Raw genomic sequence first — 18970 nt, 5'->3', positions numbered from 1 at the left:
TCAAGGAAAGATCAATTTAACGCTTGCCATTAAAATCACTGTCCCTAATACCATTTTTAATGTTCTGTTAGAGAAAGAGCCGCTTCCGTAAAAACCTCCTAACATTCCTCCTACTACAGCAATTGGAACGAGATAAAAACTTTCCATCGGTATCGTTTTTCCGCCTAAAAAGAATCCTAACATTCCCGCAAATGAATTCACAAAAATGAATAAACTTGAGATTGCCGCCGATTCTTTTACAGATGCCCATCCTAAAAACAATAGAATCGGACTTAATATAATTCCGCCGCCAATTCCTAGCATTCCAGATAATAATCCGATGGCAAAACCAATTGCCAAAGCAAACGGAAGATTTATTTTTACTTCCTCTTTTTCTCTAAAATTAAAGACTCCAAACAACCTCAACGCTGCAAAAACTAATACAAGTCCTAAAACAATTTTATAAATCGCATTATCTAAGGTTATAAAACCACCAATAAACGCTGCTGGAATCGATGCAATGGCAAACGGATAAAAGAGCTTTGGTTTGAAATAATTATTTTTATAATAAAACAAAAACGAAATACTAGAAACAAACAAATTCAACAGCAAAGCCGATGGTTTCATTACCGAAACCGGAAAAGCAAAAATGCTCATCAATGCTAAATATCCTGACGCTCCACCATGTCCGACACTTGAATATAAAAACGCTATTATAATTAAGGCGAAACTAAATAATAGTATATTTTCGGAAGTTAAGAGGCTCATGTTTTTTGTTTAATCGTTTATTTGGTTAACTGTTTAATCGTTTTTTATTTGCTATATGTTTTTATTTATACAGCGCTTTCCGTTTTTTATCTAAATATCTCTTTTCTCTTTAATCTTTTCTATTTAATCTTTGTTCTTTGCTCTTTCTTCTTCCTATCTAAAAACCTTTAATCAATGGGCAAGATTGTTACTGAAGCTCCTTTTTTAATGTTTTCAATATCATGAGGCACAATTACCAAACCATTTGCAATAGCAAAAGAATTTAGCATTGAAGAGGCTTGCCCTTCTAAAATCGTAACACTTTTTTCATTATACAACGCCTTTAAAAAAAGTGTTTTCCCTGTGGTATTTACGACCTCGCTATCTAATTTTCGAACAATCTTTGGCAAATGTGTATTAGAAAATCCCATTTTATTTTTGACTGCTGGATATACATAAATATAAAAATTAGTCAAAGATGAAGCAGGATTTCCAGGCAAGGCAAATACCAAAGTATCTTTTTTAGAACCAAAAAACATTGGCTTTCCAGGTTTCTGATTGATCTTGTAAAAAAGTTCTTCTACTCCGTTTTTCAATAATGCTTCTTTTACAAAATCATAGTCTCCAACAGAAATTCCGCCAGATATAAGCACAATATCATTCTTTTTAAGAATGGATTCCAAGGCTTTTTTTGTTGCTTTTAAATTGTCTTTAACAGTATGAACTTTAATTTTATTAACGCCTATAGTCTGCAATGCAGCTTGAAGCATTACAGAGTTGCTTTCGTAGATTTTTCCTTTTGAAAGTTTTTTTCCAGGTTTTACCAATTCATTACCTGTAACTAAAATAACTACTTTCGGCTTTTTATAAACCGTTATTTCTGTAATTCCTAAACACGCCAAAAAACCAATTGCAGCTGGTGTAATCAGCGTATTGGCATCAAAAACAATATCTTCTGCATTAATCTGTTCACCTTTACTTCTAACATTGGCAAAAGGTTCTGGCATTTTTGCAATCAGAATAGAATCTCCGTTTACCATTACATGTTCCTGCATAACAACGGTATCTGCATCATTAGGAACATAAGCACCAGTAAAAATACGAACGGCTTCAGTCTCTTTTAGTTTTATATTGGCATGATCTCCAGCTTGAGAAACACCTACTACATCAAACTGATGTCTTCGTGAATGAATAAAAGCATAACCATCCATTGCTGACTGGCGGAAAGGAGGCATTGAAATTGGCGAATAAACTGTTTCTGCTAAAATATATCCCAACGCCTTATCCACAGAGATTTTCTGAGTGGTCAAAACAGAACTATTTGCTGCAACAATTTCTAAAGCTTCTTTTACTTCTATCATTTCTTCGGATTATAAAACTAAGTATAAATACTTAATACAAATATAAGTATTTATCATTAGGTTGATTAAAAAATTTGAATTTTCTTTTTGATACGTATAAAATTACTCTAATTTATTCAAAATCAACTTTAAATTCAAGTTTAGATTTTACAAAATAAAAAGCAAAATAAATTTTTTCGTCATTTTTTTCCTTTTTTTATTACTCCTAAATCTTTCCAAAGTTGTTTTTTACTTGAAAATAAAGTATAAAATACTACAATTTTACTTAGTTTATAAGATTTCTTTTAACATTTGCTTGAAACTTAAAAACCCTGTCAATACCTTTAAAATAAGGTAATAACAGAAATAATTCTGTCAACAATGTCTCTGTAAATGTATATTTTTCAAAAAAAAACTCAACAAATTTTTGGTTTTTATTATATAAAATTTAACTTTGTCTATAGGATTAGTAGAGTTTAAAATAATATTTCAAACCATAAAAACTATTATTGTGAAAACAACAGAAAGCATATCGCGTTACATTCTTCCTAAAAAATACACTTATAGCACTTTTTGTTATATGTGTTTCTGTTGTTAATATTCTACTCTCATTTTGTTTGCCTCTAGATTCTATATCGAGGCAAATCAAAAAAAACATCACCAAAAATATTTACTAAATTTTATCCAAAAGTCTCTCCGATGCATTCACTTGTGTCGAGCAGATTCTTGAAACCATATCTATTATTCAACAAATTAAATGAACTAACAACTAAAAAGACTAAAATGAAAACAATGCAAACCTGTTGCTGTTAATAAAAAAAGCCATTTCTGCGGCAACAGAAATGGCAAGGCTTAAAGAACATTTATCACTAAATCAAGAACACCATTAGAGTGCTGTATAAACAGTGCTCAGGGCGTCTTGTTAATTACTTAAAACCAACACAAAGAAATGAAAAAAAAGTTAAACATACACATACTGCTGTTTCTACTCTTGATAACGGCAAGAATACAAGCCCAAAATACCACACCGCTTATTCAATCAAAACTAGACGGAACTGTTGTTGATGACATTACAAATCAGCCTATTATAGGTGCTTCCGTTACCATCAAAGGAACAACTCATGGTGTGGTGACCGATGCAGAAGGAAAGTTTTATTTTCAGACAGGACAGAAATTTCCGTACACTTTAATCGTAAGCTACATCGGATATAAAAAATTAGAAATAGTAGTTGAGAAAAATCCAGTAATCATAAACCTTAAAGAAGAACGTCAAGAACTAGACGAATTGGTAGTTGTGGGTTACGGAACTCAAAAACGAAAAGACATTACAGGTTCTGTAGCTTCCGTTCCAAAAGCCAATTTATCTCAGGTAACTTCATCGGCAGATAATCTTTTAAGAGGCGCTGTAGCTGGAGTTGTAGTCACACAAAGTTCTGGTCGTCCAGGTGCTTCTTCAAGTGTTCGCATTCGTGGAGGAAACTCTATTACTGCTGGTAACGAACCTCTATATGTTGTTGATGGAATTCTAATTTACAACGACAACAGCAATAGTGGCGCGGGAGTAACTTATGCTGGAGCAAGTGTAAACGTCTTATCTACCATAAATCCTGCCGATATAGAATCGATAGAAGTGCTGAAAGATGCATCGGCAACAGCAATTTACGGTTCTCGTGGTGCAAATGGAGTTGTAATTATTACGACTAAAAAAGGAACAAAAGGACAAGATAATATTTCGTATCAAGGTTATTTCGGATTTCAGAATATTTCAAAAAAACTGAGATTAATGAATGCCAGCGAATGGGCAAGTTTACGAAATGATGTTCAGGCAAGTATTGGTCAGGCGCCTTCTTTCTCTCCTGAACAAATTGAAGCTTTAAAAACTTCAGGAAATTACGATTGGCAGTCTGCGGCATTTATCACTGCTGCCCCTGTTCAAAGTCATAATTTATCTTTTTCTGGCGGAGATGAAAAATCGAGATATGCCGTTTCTGCAGGTTACTTCGATCAAGATGGTATTGTTTTGGGTTCTGATTTTAAACGTATTTCGCTTCGAGCAAATTATGAACGAAATTATTCTCCGAAGTTTAAGTTTGGTGTAAATGCTAATTATACCAACTCAATTGCAAATGGTGTTGGTACAAATGGAGGTGCGGCGGCTGGAAGAAATCCGAACCCACTTGTTAGTGTGCTTTTAACAGCTCCTGTTGTACCTATTAAAAATGCAGACGGAAGCTATAATGTAACCAATAATCCTTATGCAACTTCTGTAAATGGTTATGTTCCAAATCCAATAAATGATCTCGATAATACAACTAACGAAACCAAATTAAACAGGATTCTAACCAGTTTATTTGGCGAGTATAAATTCAATAAAGAATTGACTGCAAAGGTCGCTGTAAGCGGTGATGTTTTAAATACCAAACAAAACTATTATGCGCCATCAAACACCACAACAGGAGCTGGAACAAAAGGTTTAGCTTCTATTGGAGAAAGATCAGTAGGTTCTGTTTTAAATGAAAACACACTGAATTATAATACCCATTTTGGCGAAAATCATAAGTTTTCTGCTTTGGGAGGTTATACTCTTCAATATACTAAAGGCGAAGTTGTGAATGCTGGCGCTCAGACTTTCGTTAATGATGCTAATACTTACAATGCTCTTCAAGATGGTGTGGCTGTAAAACCATACAGCGAAGCATACGAGAGTGTTTTAAAATCTTGGTTGGCGAGGGTTAATTATTCTTATAAAGGAAAATACAACTTTACGCTTTCGGGTCGTGCGGATGGTTCTTCTAGATTTGGTTCAGAATCACTTTGGGGCTATTTCCCTTCTGCTGGATTTTCTTGGAATATTACTGACGAAGAATTTGCCAACAACATTAAAGGTGTAACCGAAGCCAAACTGAGAATTACAGCAGGAACAACAGGAAACCAAGAAATTGGAAACTACCTGCCTCTGGCTTCAATGGGATCTGTTAACTATTCTTTTGGAGGAACATTATACACAGGTCTGGCTCCTACCCGATTGGCAAATCCAGATTTGAAATGGGAAAAAACAAATCAGTATAACGTTGGATTGGATTTATCATTATTAGACAGAAAAATCAATTTTGTTTTTGATGTGTATTATAAAAAAACAAAAGACCTTTTAATTAACGTTCCAGTGCCGTTGAGCTCTGGTTATGCAACAGTGCTTCAAAATATTGGTGGAGTTGAGAATAAAGGTTTTGAAGTCGGTTTAACAACTGAAAACATAAAAACCGAAAACTTTGCTTGGAACTCCAACATCGTGTTTTCTTTAAATAGAAATAAAGTTACTGAGATCGGAAATGGTGTAAACGAATTTTTCCCAGTTGTTCCAAATGGTTCTTTATTACAGCAGCAGCCAGTTATTGTAAAAGTAGGTTTGCCTTTGGGAACTTTCTGGGGATACAAAACCAACGGAATTTTTCAAACTCAAGAAGAAGTTAATACACAGCCAAAAATCAACAGTTTAGCAAACACCAAAGTAGGTGATAGAAAATATGTGGATACCAACGGAGATGGCGTTATTACAGCTCTTGACAAAGGAAACTTAGGCACTTCTCAGCCAAAATTTGTTGGAAGTTTCAGTAATACTATTTCATACAATGATTTTGATTTGAATTTCTCTTTTCAAGGAGCATACGGCGGAAAGATATTCAATGCTTTAAATCAGCAGTTAGAAATTTCAACTCTTGGAACCAATGCAGCAGCAACTTTAAATGATCGCTGGACACCAACAAATCCGAGTAACGAAATTCCGAGAGCTTCTAGTTCTCCATTAGGAATTGTTTCTGAGCGCTATGTTGAAGACGCTTCTTTCTTACGATTAAAACTAATCACATTAGGATACACTTTACCAAAAAGCATTTCTAAAAAAATAGGAACAAAAAGCGTAAAAATTTACATCTCAGCAGAAAACCTAATCACATGGACCAAATACACTGGCTATGATCCAGAGGTAAGTTCATACGAACAAAACAATTTATATCCGGGAATTGATTTTGGCTCTTATCCAAACTCCAAAACATTCATCTCGGGCTTGAACGTAACTTTCTAAGTAAAAAGATATTAAAATGAAAAAGATAATTATAACATTCCTTTTAAGTGCCGGTCTATTGGTATCGTGCGCCGATCTTGAGGTAACACCTACCTCATTTGTAACCGAAGACAATTATTTTGTCACTCAAGATGATGCTACTGCAAGCGTAACCGCAGTTTACGCTTCTTTAAGCCTTGATCCAGGCGAGCAGAGTTTGTTTGGAAGAAACCTTTATTTCTTAACCGATATGGCTTCAGATTATGCGGCAGCGGGAGTTTCGGCAACCAATCCGCAAGTAAGAGCTTTAAGCAGTTTAACACATGATGCAACTTCAGATCGTGTTCAAGTGGCTTGGAGACAAATTTATAACGGAATCAACAGAGCCAATGTTTCTATTGACAATATTCCGAAAGTTTCTGGTTCAGAGATTATCAAAACCAGATTGATTAATGAAGCTAAATTTATTAGAGGGCTCTTGTATTTTCAAGCAGTTCGTCTTTGGGGCGGCGTTCCAATTGTTTTGCATGAAGCGACTTCTATCAATTTGGGAGATTTAAAAACCAATCGTTCTACGGTTGATGAAGTTTATAATCAAATCATTAAAGATTTAACAGATGCTGAAGCTCTTCCAAAAACATATACCGCTGCAGATGCTGGACGCGCTACATCGGGAGCTGCAAAAGCGATTTTAGCAAAAGTATATCTGACTAGAAAGGACTGGCCAAATGCGATTGCAAAAGCTAGAGAAGTAATTGATGGCGGTTACGGATACGCGTTGTTTGAAGATTTCCAAGATATTTTCACTAAAACAAAAAAGAACGGAAAAGAGCATATTTTCTCGGTTCAATTTGAGCCAAATCAAGCAGGAAATGGTTCTAGCGGAAGTACTTTTCAAGCCACTTCTTTTACGGGATTCACCGCAACAGAACCAGCAGATATTATCTCAGACGTTGCTTTGTTTTATGATATTTATGCGCCTGGTGATAAAAGAAGAGACGTAAGTTATGCCAAACAATTGCTTAATCCGTCAACGGGAACTCTTTACACTTTTCCGAAACCAATCTTCAAAAAATATTTGGATTTGTCCAATCTGGCGACACCTTCAAATGTCGCAATCAACTTTCCTGTTATTCGTTATGCAGACATCCTTTTGTCTTTAGCGGAAGCAATAAATGAACAAGGCGGACCAACTGCAGAAGCTTACGAATTAATTAATCAAGTTCGCAGAAGAGCTTTTGGAAAACCTATTACAACTCCGGATGCTTCTGTCGATTTAGTTGGATTAAATCAGACCTCTTTTAGAGCAGCAATTCAGGAAGAACGCAAAAAAGAATTTGTTCAAGAAGGACAACGCTGGTACGATTTGGTAAGATGGGGAACATTGGTTACTGAAGTGAAAAAAGTTACAGCCAAAAACTCGGTTTCAGAACGAAATAATCTGTATCCGATTCCGCAAAGCGAAAGAAATATAAACCCTGATGGTTTGCCTCAGAATCCTGGATATTAATTAAAACCATATAACTAAAAAAACTATAAAAAATGAAAAATTTAAAAAATAGCATTTCCATCAAAGGCTCTAAGAAAGGGTTTTTGATTACTGCTGTCCTAATTGCACAATTAGGACTTGCACAGGAAAAACAAGAATTTAAGGGTACAATTGGAAAAACGTTGGCTGATTCCAAAGAATATTGGCCAGATCCTGTAACTGCACCAAAAGGCGCTCCGAATATTGTTTGGATTCTTTTGGATGATGTTGGTTTTGGAGCTTCAAGCACCTTTGGAGGTTTAATCAACACTCCTACTTTTGATAATCTGGCAAATAATGGTTTGCGTTATACCAACTTTCATACAACAGCAATTTGTGCTCCTACCCGTGCCGCTTTATTGACTGGAAGAAATTCTGGAAGAGTTCACGTAAGCGGGTTTTCTCACACTATTTTATCTGCAGGTTTCCCAGGTTGGGACGGAAGAATTCCTTCTGATAAAGGAACTATTGCAGAGATTTTACGTGACAACGGATACAACACTTTTGCGGTTGGAAAATATGGCGTTACACCAGACGAAGACGCAACAGATGCGGGTCCGTTTGACAGATGGCCAACTGGAAAAGGTTTCGATCATTTCTACGGATTCTTAGGTTCTCAAACCGATCAATACAATCCAGATTTGGTGGAAGATCAAGTTCACATTAAACCTGATGGAAGTCATTTAAACGAATTGATTACAGACAAAGCCATCAGCTACATCCAGAAACAGCAGAAAGCAGCGCCGGGAAAACCATTCTTCTTGTATTATGCTCCAGGAGCGGTTCACGCACCTCATCAGGTTGCCGAAAAATGGGTTGAACCTTATAAAGGAAAATTTGATGAAGGCTGGGATGTTTACCGCGAAAAAGTATTGGCTAACCAAAAGAAACTAGGGATATTTCCTCAAAATGCAGGACTGCCAGATCGTAATGCTTTAATCACAGAATGGAAAAAATTAACTCCAGACCAAAAGAAAGTATATGCAAGATTCATGGAAGTTTATGCAGGATTCCTGACGTATACCGATTATGAAATTGGACGAGTTGTGGATTATTTAAAACAAAGCGGACAATTGAATAATACTTTAATTTTTGTTGCTATTGGTGATAACGGAGCTAGTAAAGAAGGAACGCTACAAGGAACAATCAACCAAAGTTTATTTGCTCAAGGAAAAACAGATGAAGAGAATTTCCAAAGCAATTTGAATAATATTGGAGAAATTGGAACGGCAAAAGGTTTAAATACCAATTATCCTTTGGGATGGGCTCAAGCGACCAATGCTCCTTTCAAAAACTGGAAACAAGATGCACATTCAGAAGGAGGAACTCGTAATCCGCTGATTGTTTTTTATCCAAACGGAATTAAAGATAAAGGCGGTATCAGAAATCAATATAGCCACGTAACCGATTTGCTTCCTACAACTTTGGCTATAGCAGGAATAAAAGCGCCAGAATATATCAAAGGAATCAAACAAGATATTATTCAAGGTTCTTCGTTTCAAGCTTCTTTAGATAATCCTAAAGCAGAATCATTGCACAAAGTTCAGTATTACTACATCTTCGGAAACAGAGCCATTTACAAAGACGGATGGAAAGCTTCGGCTGCACATCTACCAGATTCTTTTGCAGTAAAAAAATCTTTGGGAAGCAGCGAAAAACCTGCTCCAAGCAACTTCGATACAGATGTTTGGGAATTGTACAATCTTAACGAAGATTTCAACGAACGTAATAATCTGGCGAAAAAATATCCTGAAAAACTGGCTGAACTTCAAAAATTATTTGACGAACAAGCAAAAGAAAACAATGTGTACCCATTGATTGATTGGCAGGACGTTTACAACAGAAGAATCCACAACACAGGAGCTGATAAAGGAAAAACGGTTTCTGACTTAATCAAACAAGCTACTAAACCTGGAGGAACCAATAACTAATTACCGAACCTACAAGGTTTCAAAAACCTTGTAGGTTTAAATTAAAAGCTAAAAAAAAATACCTACAAGGTTTTAAAAACCTTGCAGGAAATAAAAAGAGTAATTATGAAACGAGTAGATTATGAAATTATAGGAAAAAAGATTGTCGTGGGGATAATCTTGTTTTTAGTTCCACTAGCAATTCTAGCTGGCGGATTAGCAGTAGTAAATAATTTTTTAAAATAAGAAATCATGGCAATAGTTCAAAAAGAAAAATTAACGAGAGACTTAACAATAAGTTTCTTCATTTATTCATTGCCTGTAGTGGCAATTTACCTTTATTTTAAATTAACTGGAGGAGCGATAAGTCAGTCGCATATTACACTTCCATCATTTTTAGAATTTGCACAGCCTGTCTTTGCAAACATCAGAACTTGGGGATTAACTGTTTTTATGCTAGTTCTTGGCGTAATCGAATTTGCAGCTGGTTTGTATGATGACGAATGGACAGGCGAAGAACGTAAAATAGACATTGTTTGTTTCCTAGCGCCAAAATTGCTTTTACCTCCTGTAATTGCTTTTTTCAGTTTAACAGCTTTGCCTTATTTGTTGCCAAATTTGGCTAATTCATTATCATGGGTTCCATTTTGGGGAGGCTTTTTCTTAATCGCCATTGCAGACGATTTAACGCAATATTGGTATCATAGATTGCATCATCAGGTTCCGTTTTTATGGCGTTTTCATAGAACGCATCACTCTGCTCCATATATGGGAATGGCTATGGCTTCTAGACAAAACTTTATTTATACCGTTTTCTTTTCTCAAATTTATTTGACAGCGACTTTAACGTATTTAGGTTTAGGACTTCCGGCTTTATTTGTTCTGGTAATCAAAAGTTTTATCACTTTGGGAGCACATTCAAGCATTAAATGGGATAAACCTTTTTACAAATACAGAGTATTGCATCCAATTGCTTGGGTTTTAGAAAGACTTATTTCTACTCCAGCAACGCATCATGCACATCATGCTGATACAAGCGGAGACGGCGTTGGGCATTTTAAAGGAAACTTCGGAAACATGTTTTTTATCTGGGATGTCATTTTTGGAACAGGATTAATTACCCGTAAATATCCAGAATCGTATGGAACAAAATCATACAAACAAGAAGAATGGTACGCACAGTTTTTATGGCCAATTTTTAAATCTAAAAAAGAAGGAAGTTCACTTTCTGAAGGAGTATTATCACTTCCTTTAAAACCTAAAGCAGTTACTGAAGAAACTCCTAAACCAGTTTTAGAACAAGTATAATCTTTTCAGATATGAAAAATCATTTTTTAAAAATCAGTATAACAGCAATTGCCCTTTTATGGGTAATTGCTGCTTTTTCGCAAAATGAAATTCATAATTCATTATCTTTAGATTCGTTTTATTCGAAAATAAAAAGCCAAAAGAATCCGCAGATTGTTGATGCGCGAACGCCCGAAGAATTTGCTTTGAACCATATTGAAGGTGCTATAAATTTTAATCTTCAATCTGAAAATTATTTGCAATCTGTTGCTAAACTAGATAAATCTAAGCCTGTTTTTATCTATTCTATCGGAGCAGGAAGAAGTGTTGCTCTAGAAAAAGAATTGCTAAAAAATGGTTTCTCAGAAGCTTACAGTTTAGAAGGCGGAATTGCTAACTGGATTGGAAACGGAAAACCTTTTTATTCAAATCTAAAAAGCAAATTATCATTGGCAGAATTCAATAAAATTATTGCCGATAATAAAACTGTTCTAGTAGATATTGGTTCCAAATATTGCGCGCCTTGTAAAAAAGTAAAACCCATTTTAGAAACTATCCGATCGGAATACGGAACCAATTTAAAGATCTTAGAAATCGAGTTAGAAGACAGTCCGCAGGTTATTGCCGATTTAAAAACAGTGAAAGTTTTCCCGACTTTGATTTTATACGAAAATGGAAAAATTATTTTTAAGAAAGAAGGTATCAATGATTTGAAAAGTGAGGTTGATGTTGCCTTGGCTTCGAAGTAGTCTCGAAACTTTTTACACTTACGTAACCATAATATTGTCATTTCGACGAAGGAGAAATCTTCGCAAGAAGCTCTACAAAGATTGGATATTCGTTGCGGAGTTACTCGTGAAGATTTGCTTCGCCTGTTCGCTATCGCTCGAGTCTCCTTCGTCGAAATGACAAAAAAAACGTAAAACTTTGTCAAAGTTCTAACATTCCAATCAATACAAACCAAAACCATACTATGGCAACCTATAAAAAAATAACCAAAATTGCTATCCCCATTTTAATAGTGCTTCTGATTATAGCAGTATTTTTATTTTGGCCGATTAACACTGACGGAACATTAGTAAAAGAAGACCAGAAACTAATGGAAGGCAAAAAAGCATTTTTAGATTCAAAAACGCCATCCGATTCAACAATTAAAAAGCCAAATATCATTATTCTCCTTGCCGATGATTTAGGCAAATATGATATTTCGCTTTATGGAGGAAAGTCGACTCCTACTCCACAGATTGATTCTTTGGCCGCTTCTGGAGTTACTTTTACCAATGGTTATGCATCTGCAGCAATCTGTTCGCCTTCGCGTGCTGGATTAATCACAGGAAGGTATCAGGAACGCTTTGGACATGAATATCAGCCAGGAGATCGTTATCCGAAAAACAATTTAGAATATTATGGTTTTAAATATTTAATCAATACAAACGGTTGGAGATTAAATGATAAAATCGAATACCCTAATGAGGCTGCAATTGCAACGCAAGGGCTTCCTAAATCTGAAATCACATTTGCCGATTTAGCAAAAAGACAAGGTTACAGCACAGGAATTATTGGTAAATGGCATTTAGGCCACAACAAAGGATTTTTTCCTTTAGACAGAGGTTTTGATTATCATTACGGATTTTATCAGGCATTTTCGCTTTATGCACCTGAGGATAATAATCCTGATATTATCAATCATCATCATAAAGATTTTACAGACAAAACGATTTGGGGAAATGGTCGCGTTGGAATTGGGCAAATTCGCCGAGATACTACCATTATTGACGAAAAAGCCTATTTAACCGAAAAGTTTGCTGATGAAGCAGAAGCTTTTATTGATAAAAATAAGAACAAACCTTTCTTGCTTTATATTCCGTTTAATGCGCCTCATACTCCGTTTCAAGTTCGTAAAAAATATTATGATCGTTTTCCGAACGTAAAAGATGAAAACAAACGTGTTTATTTTGCTATGATTAGCGCTTTAGACGATGCGATTGGAAGAATACGCGAAAAAATCAAAAAAGAAGGCCTTGAAGAAAATACTTTAATCTTTTTTGCCAGCGATAATGGCGGTGCCGATTATACATTTGCTACTACAAATGCACCTTTAAAAGGCGGTAAATTTTCTCATTTTGAAGGCGGAATCAATGTTCCTTTTGCACTTTCGTGGAAAGGAAAAATCAAACCGCACACCGTTTATAAAAATCCGGTAAGCACTCTAGATATTTTCACAACCATTGCATCAGCGATTGATTCTGATTTGCCAAAAGACAGAATTTATGACGGAGCTGATTTAGTAAAAACAGTAAATGAAAATAAAATTGCCCACAAAGATTTATACTGGCGTTCGGGCGATGCAAAAGCGATTAGAAGTGGTGACTGGAAACTAGTTATTAGTGGAAAAACACATGAAAAATGGCTGTACAATCTTGCTTCAGATAAATTTGAAAAAATAGACCTCTCACAAAAAAATCCTGAAAAGGTAAAAGAATTGCAAACTGCGCTACAAAATTGGGAAAAGGGTTTAATAAAACCGCTTTGGCCTAATCTAACTTATTACGAATTTGACTTTGGCAAACAGAAATACTTTGTCGATTTGTAATCTTTAGAGAAATCCATAAATCAATTGCCTCTAGCTTTAGCTGGAGGTTTAAAATTCAAAATATAGAAGGCTTTAGCCAAACTTTTTATTAGGCTAAAGCCTATTACTTACTCACAAAACTTTTACCTCCAGCTAAAGCTGGAGGCAATTCAAATAATATTCTTAAAGAATTTAATTCAAGCCTTAATGTCAACCTCAACAAAACAATTTACAATTCACGAAGACTGGACCGTCGTTATTCTCGGCTTTCTAATTATCGGAATTTCTCTTTTTCTTTTTCTGCCAGAAGTTCCCGTTTTTAAATGGACAAATGGAACAGATTTAATAAATAATGTTTTCGAAATAAAAAACATTCAAACCATTGGTGTTCAATTTCTTTATTTTATTTCTATTGGGATAATCGGCACTTTCTTAGTTGGGAAATCAGTTAAAAATTTCGTTTTAGGATTTCCAATCATTTATCTGCTGACAGTAATTGCCTTGATACTTGCTGGAAATTCTGAGGTAAAAGCGCTAAATCTAGAAGCAGTCATTTTCAGTTTGGCCATCGGATTAATTATTGGAAATTTCTTCCGTCTTCCAGAGTGGTTTCGTTCAGCCTTATCAACCGAACTTTTTGTCAAAATCGGATTAGTATTATTAGGAACGAGTGTTATTTTTTCTGATATTTTAAAAGCGGGTTCATTAGGTTTAATACAGGCTTTGGTTGTGGTTTTATCGGTTTGGTATTTTGCTTTTTGGTTATGCAAAAAACTAAAAGTCGATGACGAATTAACTATGATGATTTCGAGTGCAGTTTCTATCTGCGGAGTATCAGCGGCGATTGCAACTTCAGGCGCTATAAAAGGAGATTCCAAAAAACTGTCTTATGTCATCTCGATGGTTTTGGTTACCGCAATTCCGATGATGATTTTTATGCCGATAATTGCCAGTCATTTTTATTTTCCCGAAGAAGTAACAGGAGCTTGGCTCGGCGGAAGCATTGATACCTCTGGAGCTGTTGTGGCATCTGGAACTTTGGTTGGCGAAACTGCTTTAAAAATAAGTACAATTGTCAAATTCTCTCAAAACGTTTTATTGGGTATAGCCGCTTTTGCCATTTCTATTTATTGGACATATACTCACAATCAATCTTCTGAGATTCAAAAATCGAAACCAACTCTAGGCGTAATCTGGGAACGTTTTCCAAAATTTGTCATTGGGTTTATAGCAGCTTCTATTGTCTTTTCTTTTTTCGTTGCACCAGAAACTCGCGATGAAGTAAAAGAAAGCTTAAAAAATCTGCAAGGACTTTGGTTTGCCTTAGCTTTTACAAGTATTGGTTTGGAAACCAATTTTAAAGATTTGCTTCAAAACAACAGCAGAAAACCTTTAATTGCTTTTCTTGCTGCGCAATTCTTTAATATCATTATTACATTGATTATCGCTTTTTTGCTTTTCAAACCTTGAAATATTCCGTAGAAATATCTCGTTGGTAGAAAAAATCGTATTGTTTAGAATTGTGTCCTGTAAGGACATCTGATTTTACAGAAATAATATATAGCTCCATTAATCAAACGTTCCTACGGAACGTTTAAATGTATTTCTAATTTAATTCTACCAACGAAACATTCGTACGGAATGAATTATTTTTTAATTTTCAATTGCCTCCAGCTTTAGCTGGAGTTTTTTGATTTAACATTCCAGAGGCTTTAGCCAAAATTAAAAGTTTGGCTAAAGCCTTTTTTCTACTATACAACATAAACCTCCAGCTAAAGCTGGGGGCAATTCATTTAATTCATATCAAATTAAAAAATAGTCCAGTCAAAAGAAGAAAAGGTTTAAAACCATTCAGTTAATAATTAAAAAGCAAGTAAAAACTGTATAAACAAAATAGTTTAAATCAACTTTTGTTTTTTAAAACAAAAACATTAAACAATTAATTTACAGTCATTTAAAAACGCTTAAAATATATTTCGCAGTCTTTAAATATACTTTTCCTTAAAAAAATTAAATAATCTTTTGGTTTTCATTATAATAAAATTAACTTTGTCTATAGGATTAGTAGAGTTTAAACAATTAAAGAACTACATTTTGAAAACAACGGCTTACACATCGCATTACATTCTTCCTGAAAAATTCACTTATAACACTTTTAGTTATATGTGCATCTGCTGTTAAAAATCCAATCTAAATTTTCGTTGCTTATCGGAAATAAAATCACAAACTAAATTAGATCCTGACAATGAACGATTAATACCTAAAGTATTGAACGATTAACTATGTCAAAACCATATTAACTAAAAAAAATAATAACTAAACAAGATTACAAAATGAAAATAATGCACTGCCCTTTCCTTTCATAGTAAAAACCATTTCTGCGGCAACAGAAATGGCAAGACTCAAAGAACATTTATCACTAAAGAAAGCTTTCGGAAATTGGAAAACCAATTTTTCGCACCGCTTTATTATTTAAATCCAAAAAAGTAATGAACAAACAATTACATGCCTTTTTGTGGCTTTTTGTATTCTTAATTTCAACCGAAATTAAAGCGCAAAATACACAGCCCTTAATTAATTCGACCTTAAATGGTACCGTTGTAGATCAAGTTACCAATCAGCCAATTCCTGGCGTAACAATTCAAATCAAAGGAACAACTCATAGTTCTGTAACTGATTTAGACGGAAAATTCTATTTTCAAACGGGACAAAAATTTCCTTATACTTTAATCGTAAGCTATTTAGGCTACGTTACCGCAGAACATATTGCAACCAAAGATTTCATTCAGATCTCGCTAAAAGAAGATGTAAAAGAACTGAATGAAATAGTCATCATTGGTTATGGAAGCACTTCTAAAAAAGATTACACTGGAGCTGCAGAAACTGTGGCTCAGATGTCCTTAAAAGCCACTCAGAAAACATTAGAAAGTTCGCTTCAAGGTTCTGTTGCGGGTGTTAACGTAACACAAACTTCAGGTCAGCCAGGAGCAGGAATGAGCATTCGTATTCGTGGAGGAAGCTCGATTCAGGGCGGAAATGAGCCTTTGTATGTTATTGACGGCTTTCCGTTATACAATTCAGAAGTCACTTCTGGTGTTTTAAGCGGTACGCCGACCAATCCGCTTTCAACAATAAATCCGTCAGACATAGAATCGATTACGGTTTTAAAAGATGCTTCTTCAACAGCCATTTACGGTTCTAGAGGAGCAAACGGAGTTGTTATTATCACGACCAAAAAAGGTTCAAACAATGCTACAACCGTAAGTTATGATTTTACAATCGGTCAGCAGTCGGTTCGTAAAAAAGTTGATGTGTTAGACGCACAAGGATTTTCTAGATTGAGAAATGCCGCTTTATACGATTCTAATCCGTCGGGAGGAACAAACCAATATTTGAGCGATGCGCAAATTGCCCAATTAGGAAAAGGAACCGATTGGCAAGATGCAGCTTTCCAAAAAGGATTGACACAAAATCATCAATTAAGTGTTTCTGGCGGAAATAATCAGACCAAATATGCAGTTTCTGGAAATTATTACAATCAGGAAGGAATCATAAAAAATACAGGTTTTGAACGTTTTAGCGGACGCGTTAATTTAAATTCAAAAATAAGCAGCAAAGCTAGATTTGGTTTGAATTTAACGATTGCCGAAACCAAATCTAAAGTGGCTCCGAGCGGTTTGGTTACCGCTTTATTGAGCATGCCTCCTACTGCAACGATTTATGAACCAGACGGAAGTTATACTTTAAGAAATCCGTTTGAAAATATTTTTGCCAATCCGATTGCGACTTTAAACGAGCGTAAAAATCAATCTATTACCGATCGTATTTTAGGAACTATTTATGGCGAATATGATATTTTGAAAAATTTGGTTTTGAAAATTTCTTTTGGAACCGATATGATTTTCAACAAAGAAAAAAGCTATTTGCCCTCTAGCATTTATGAAGGTTCTATCACCAACGGAGAAGGAAAAATTGGAACTGCCGATTCTAGAAGCTGGTTAAACGAAAACACCTTAACTTATACAACAGTAATTGGCGAAAAACACCATCTGAATGCTTTGGCAGGTTATACACAGCAAAGCTCAACAAGAGAGTTTAACACTTCGGGATCACAGCAATATGTAAACGATATTACAGGGTACTACAGTTTACAAAGCGGAAATGTGGCTTTAATGCCAACTTCTGGCGAAAGTACTTGGGCGTTAAATTCATTTTTATCGAGAGTAAATTATAATTACGATTCCAAATATTTCTTAACAGGAAGTATTCGTGCCGATGGTTCTTCCAGATTTGGAAAAGACAATAAATGGGGTAATTTCCCTTCTGTTGCCGCAGCTTGGCAGATTAGTAACGAATCGTTTTTTAATCCTGTAAAAGACGTTATCAATAGTTTAAAAATCAGAACAAGCTGGGGTGCTACAGGAAATCAGGAAATTGGAGAATATCAGTCTTTATCTACTTTAACAAGTGTAAAATATCTTTTTGGAGATCAGATTTATACGGGTTTTACGCCTACGCGAATTGCAAATAATAATTTAGGATGGGAATTAACCAATCAGTTTGATGCTGGAATTGATGTTGGTTTCTTTAATGATAAATTGAATTTAACGGTTGATGTGTATCGCAAAACCACCAAAGATTTATTGTTAGATGTTCAGCTTCCTTATACAACAGGATTTACCTCTTCACTTCAAAATTTTGGATCTGTTAGAAATCAGGGAATTGAATTTGGTTTGAATGCTTCTCTTGGAAATACTGCTTTTTCTTGGACATCAAACTTTAATATTGCCTTCAACCAAAACAAAATTATCGCTTTAGGAAATGGTGCCGAATTTTACACTTTCGGAAATTATATTCTGAAAGTCGGACAATCTTTAGGAACTTTCTATGGTGCAGTTACAGACGGAATTTTACAAACAAATGAAGTAGCGACAAAAGGAGTTTATACCGGAAATGCAACGCCAAAAGCAGGAGATCGTTTGTATAAAGATATTAATGGAGACGGAGCATTTACAACCGCTGCTGACAGAACAAGTATTGGTGATGCACAGCCCGATTTTGTTTTCGGATTCTCAAATAATTTCACGTATCGCGGTTTTGAATTGGCCATTTTAGTGAATGGTTCTGTTGGAAATAAAATTCTTAACGGAAACTTACAGGCTTTGGAATTGTACAACGGACAGCAAAATGCATCAACTTCGGCTTTAGATGCTTGGACACCAACAAATCCGAGTACTACGACACCAAGAGCAAAATTAGATCCTGCACCTGTTTTCTCTAATCGTTTTGTAGAAGATGGTTCTTTTGTGAGATTAAAAAACATTGCTTTCAGTTACAATCTGCCTAAAAAACTATCCGAAAAACTAAGCTTAACCTCCGTAAAATTTAGAGTAATTGGAGAGAACTTATTAACGTGGACCAAATATACAGGCTACGATCCTGAAGTAACAAACGGAACGACAATTTCTCCTGGAACAGATACTGGAATTTACCCAGCTTCTAAAACAATTTCAGGAGGTTTAATCGTAACATTCTAAAAGATTTATC

10 protein-coding genes are annotated in these 18970 nt (G+C 35.1%); 8 read left to right on the top strand and 2 right to left on the bottom strand.

Annotated features, from left to right (window positions below):
• Together AC5ZCW_RS08635 and AC5ZCW_RS08630 are read right to left on the bottom strand one after the other, a co-directional pair.
• Window positions 1–747 carry a sulfite exporter TauE/SafE family protein gene (locus AC5ZCW_RS08635; protein WP_343541801.1) on the bottom strand — a complete coding sequence of 249 codons (747 nt, stop codon included), beginning with the start codon at window positions 745–747 and terminating at the stop codon, window positions 1–3.
• Window positions 748–914: 167 nt separating this feature from the next.
• Window positions 915–2087: a molybdopterin molybdotransferase MoeA gene (locus AC5ZCW_RS08630; protein WP_496119131.1), complete on the bottom strand. Its 1173-nt coding sequence runs from the start codon at window positions 2085–2087 to the stop codon at window positions 915–917.
• A gap of 928 nt (window positions 2088–3015) precedes the next feature.
• Here AC5ZCW_RS08630 and AC5ZCW_RS08625 point away from each other — a divergent pair.
• From AC5ZCW_RS08625 to AC5ZCW_RS08590, 8 genes are all read left to right on the top strand, one after another.
• Window positions 3016–6147, top strand: a complete 3132-nt coding sequence (locus AC5ZCW_RS08625; protein WP_496119130.1) for a SusC/RagA family TonB-linked outer membrane protein — start codon at window positions 3016–3018, stop codon at window positions 6145–6147.
• Window positions 6148–6163: 16 nt separating this feature from the next.
• The gene (locus tag AC5ZCW_RS08620; RefSeq protein WP_496119129.1) at window positions 6164–7636 is read left to right on the top strand and encodes a RagB/SusD family nutrient uptake outer membrane protein; all 1473 of its coding nucleotides are present in this window, start codon (window positions 6164–6166) and stop codon (window positions 7634–7636) included.
• 32 nt (window positions 7637–7668) lie between these two features.
• The gene (locus AC5ZCW_RS08615; protein WP_496119128.1) at window positions 7669–9585 is read left to right on the top strand and encodes an arylsulfatase; all 1917 of its coding nucleotides are present in this window, start codon (window positions 7669–7671) and stop codon (window positions 9583–9585) included.
• Between the two features lie 231 nt (window positions 9586–9816).
• Window positions 9817–10872, top strand: a complete 1056-nt coding sequence (locus AC5ZCW_RS08610; RefSeq protein WP_496119127.1) for a sterol desaturase family protein — start codon at window positions 9817–9819, stop codon at window positions 10870–10872.
• An 11-nt stretch (window positions 10873–10883) separates the two neighbouring features.
• Window positions 10884–11600, top strand: a complete 717-nt coding sequence (locus AC5ZCW_RS08605; RefSeq protein WP_496119126.1) for a rhodanese-like domain-containing protein — start codon at window positions 10884–10886, stop codon at window positions 11598–11600.
• Window positions 11601–11824: 224 nt separating this feature from the next.
• Complete coding sequence (locus AC5ZCW_RS08600) at window positions 11825–13444, top strand: sulfatase-like hydrolase/transferase (RefSeq protein WP_496119125.1); 1620 nt, start codon at window positions 11825–11827, stop codon at window positions 13442–13444.
• Window positions 13445–13630: 186 nt separating this feature from the next.
• Window positions 13631–14893 carry a YeiH family protein gene (locus AC5ZCW_RS08595; protein ID WP_496119124.1) on the top strand — a complete coding sequence of 421 codons (1263 nt, stop codon included), beginning with the start codon at window positions 13631–13633 and terminating at the stop codon, window positions 14891–14893.
• Between the two features lie 1019 nt (window positions 14894–15912).
• Window positions 15913–18960 carry a SusC/RagA family TonB-linked outer membrane protein gene (locus tag AC5ZCW_RS08590; RefSeq protein ID WP_496119123.1) on the top strand — a complete coding sequence of 1016 codons (3048 nt, stop codon included), beginning with the start codon at window positions 15913–15915 and terminating at the stop codon, window positions 18958–18960.
• The last annotated feature ends 10 nt before the right edge of the window (window positions 18961–18970 follow it).

It is taken from the genome of Flavobacterium sp. PLA-DH12, assembly GCF_059511845.1.
The sequence above is the reverse complement of the archived record's forward strand: the minus strand, read 5'-3'. Positions and strand labels throughout refer to the sequence as shown.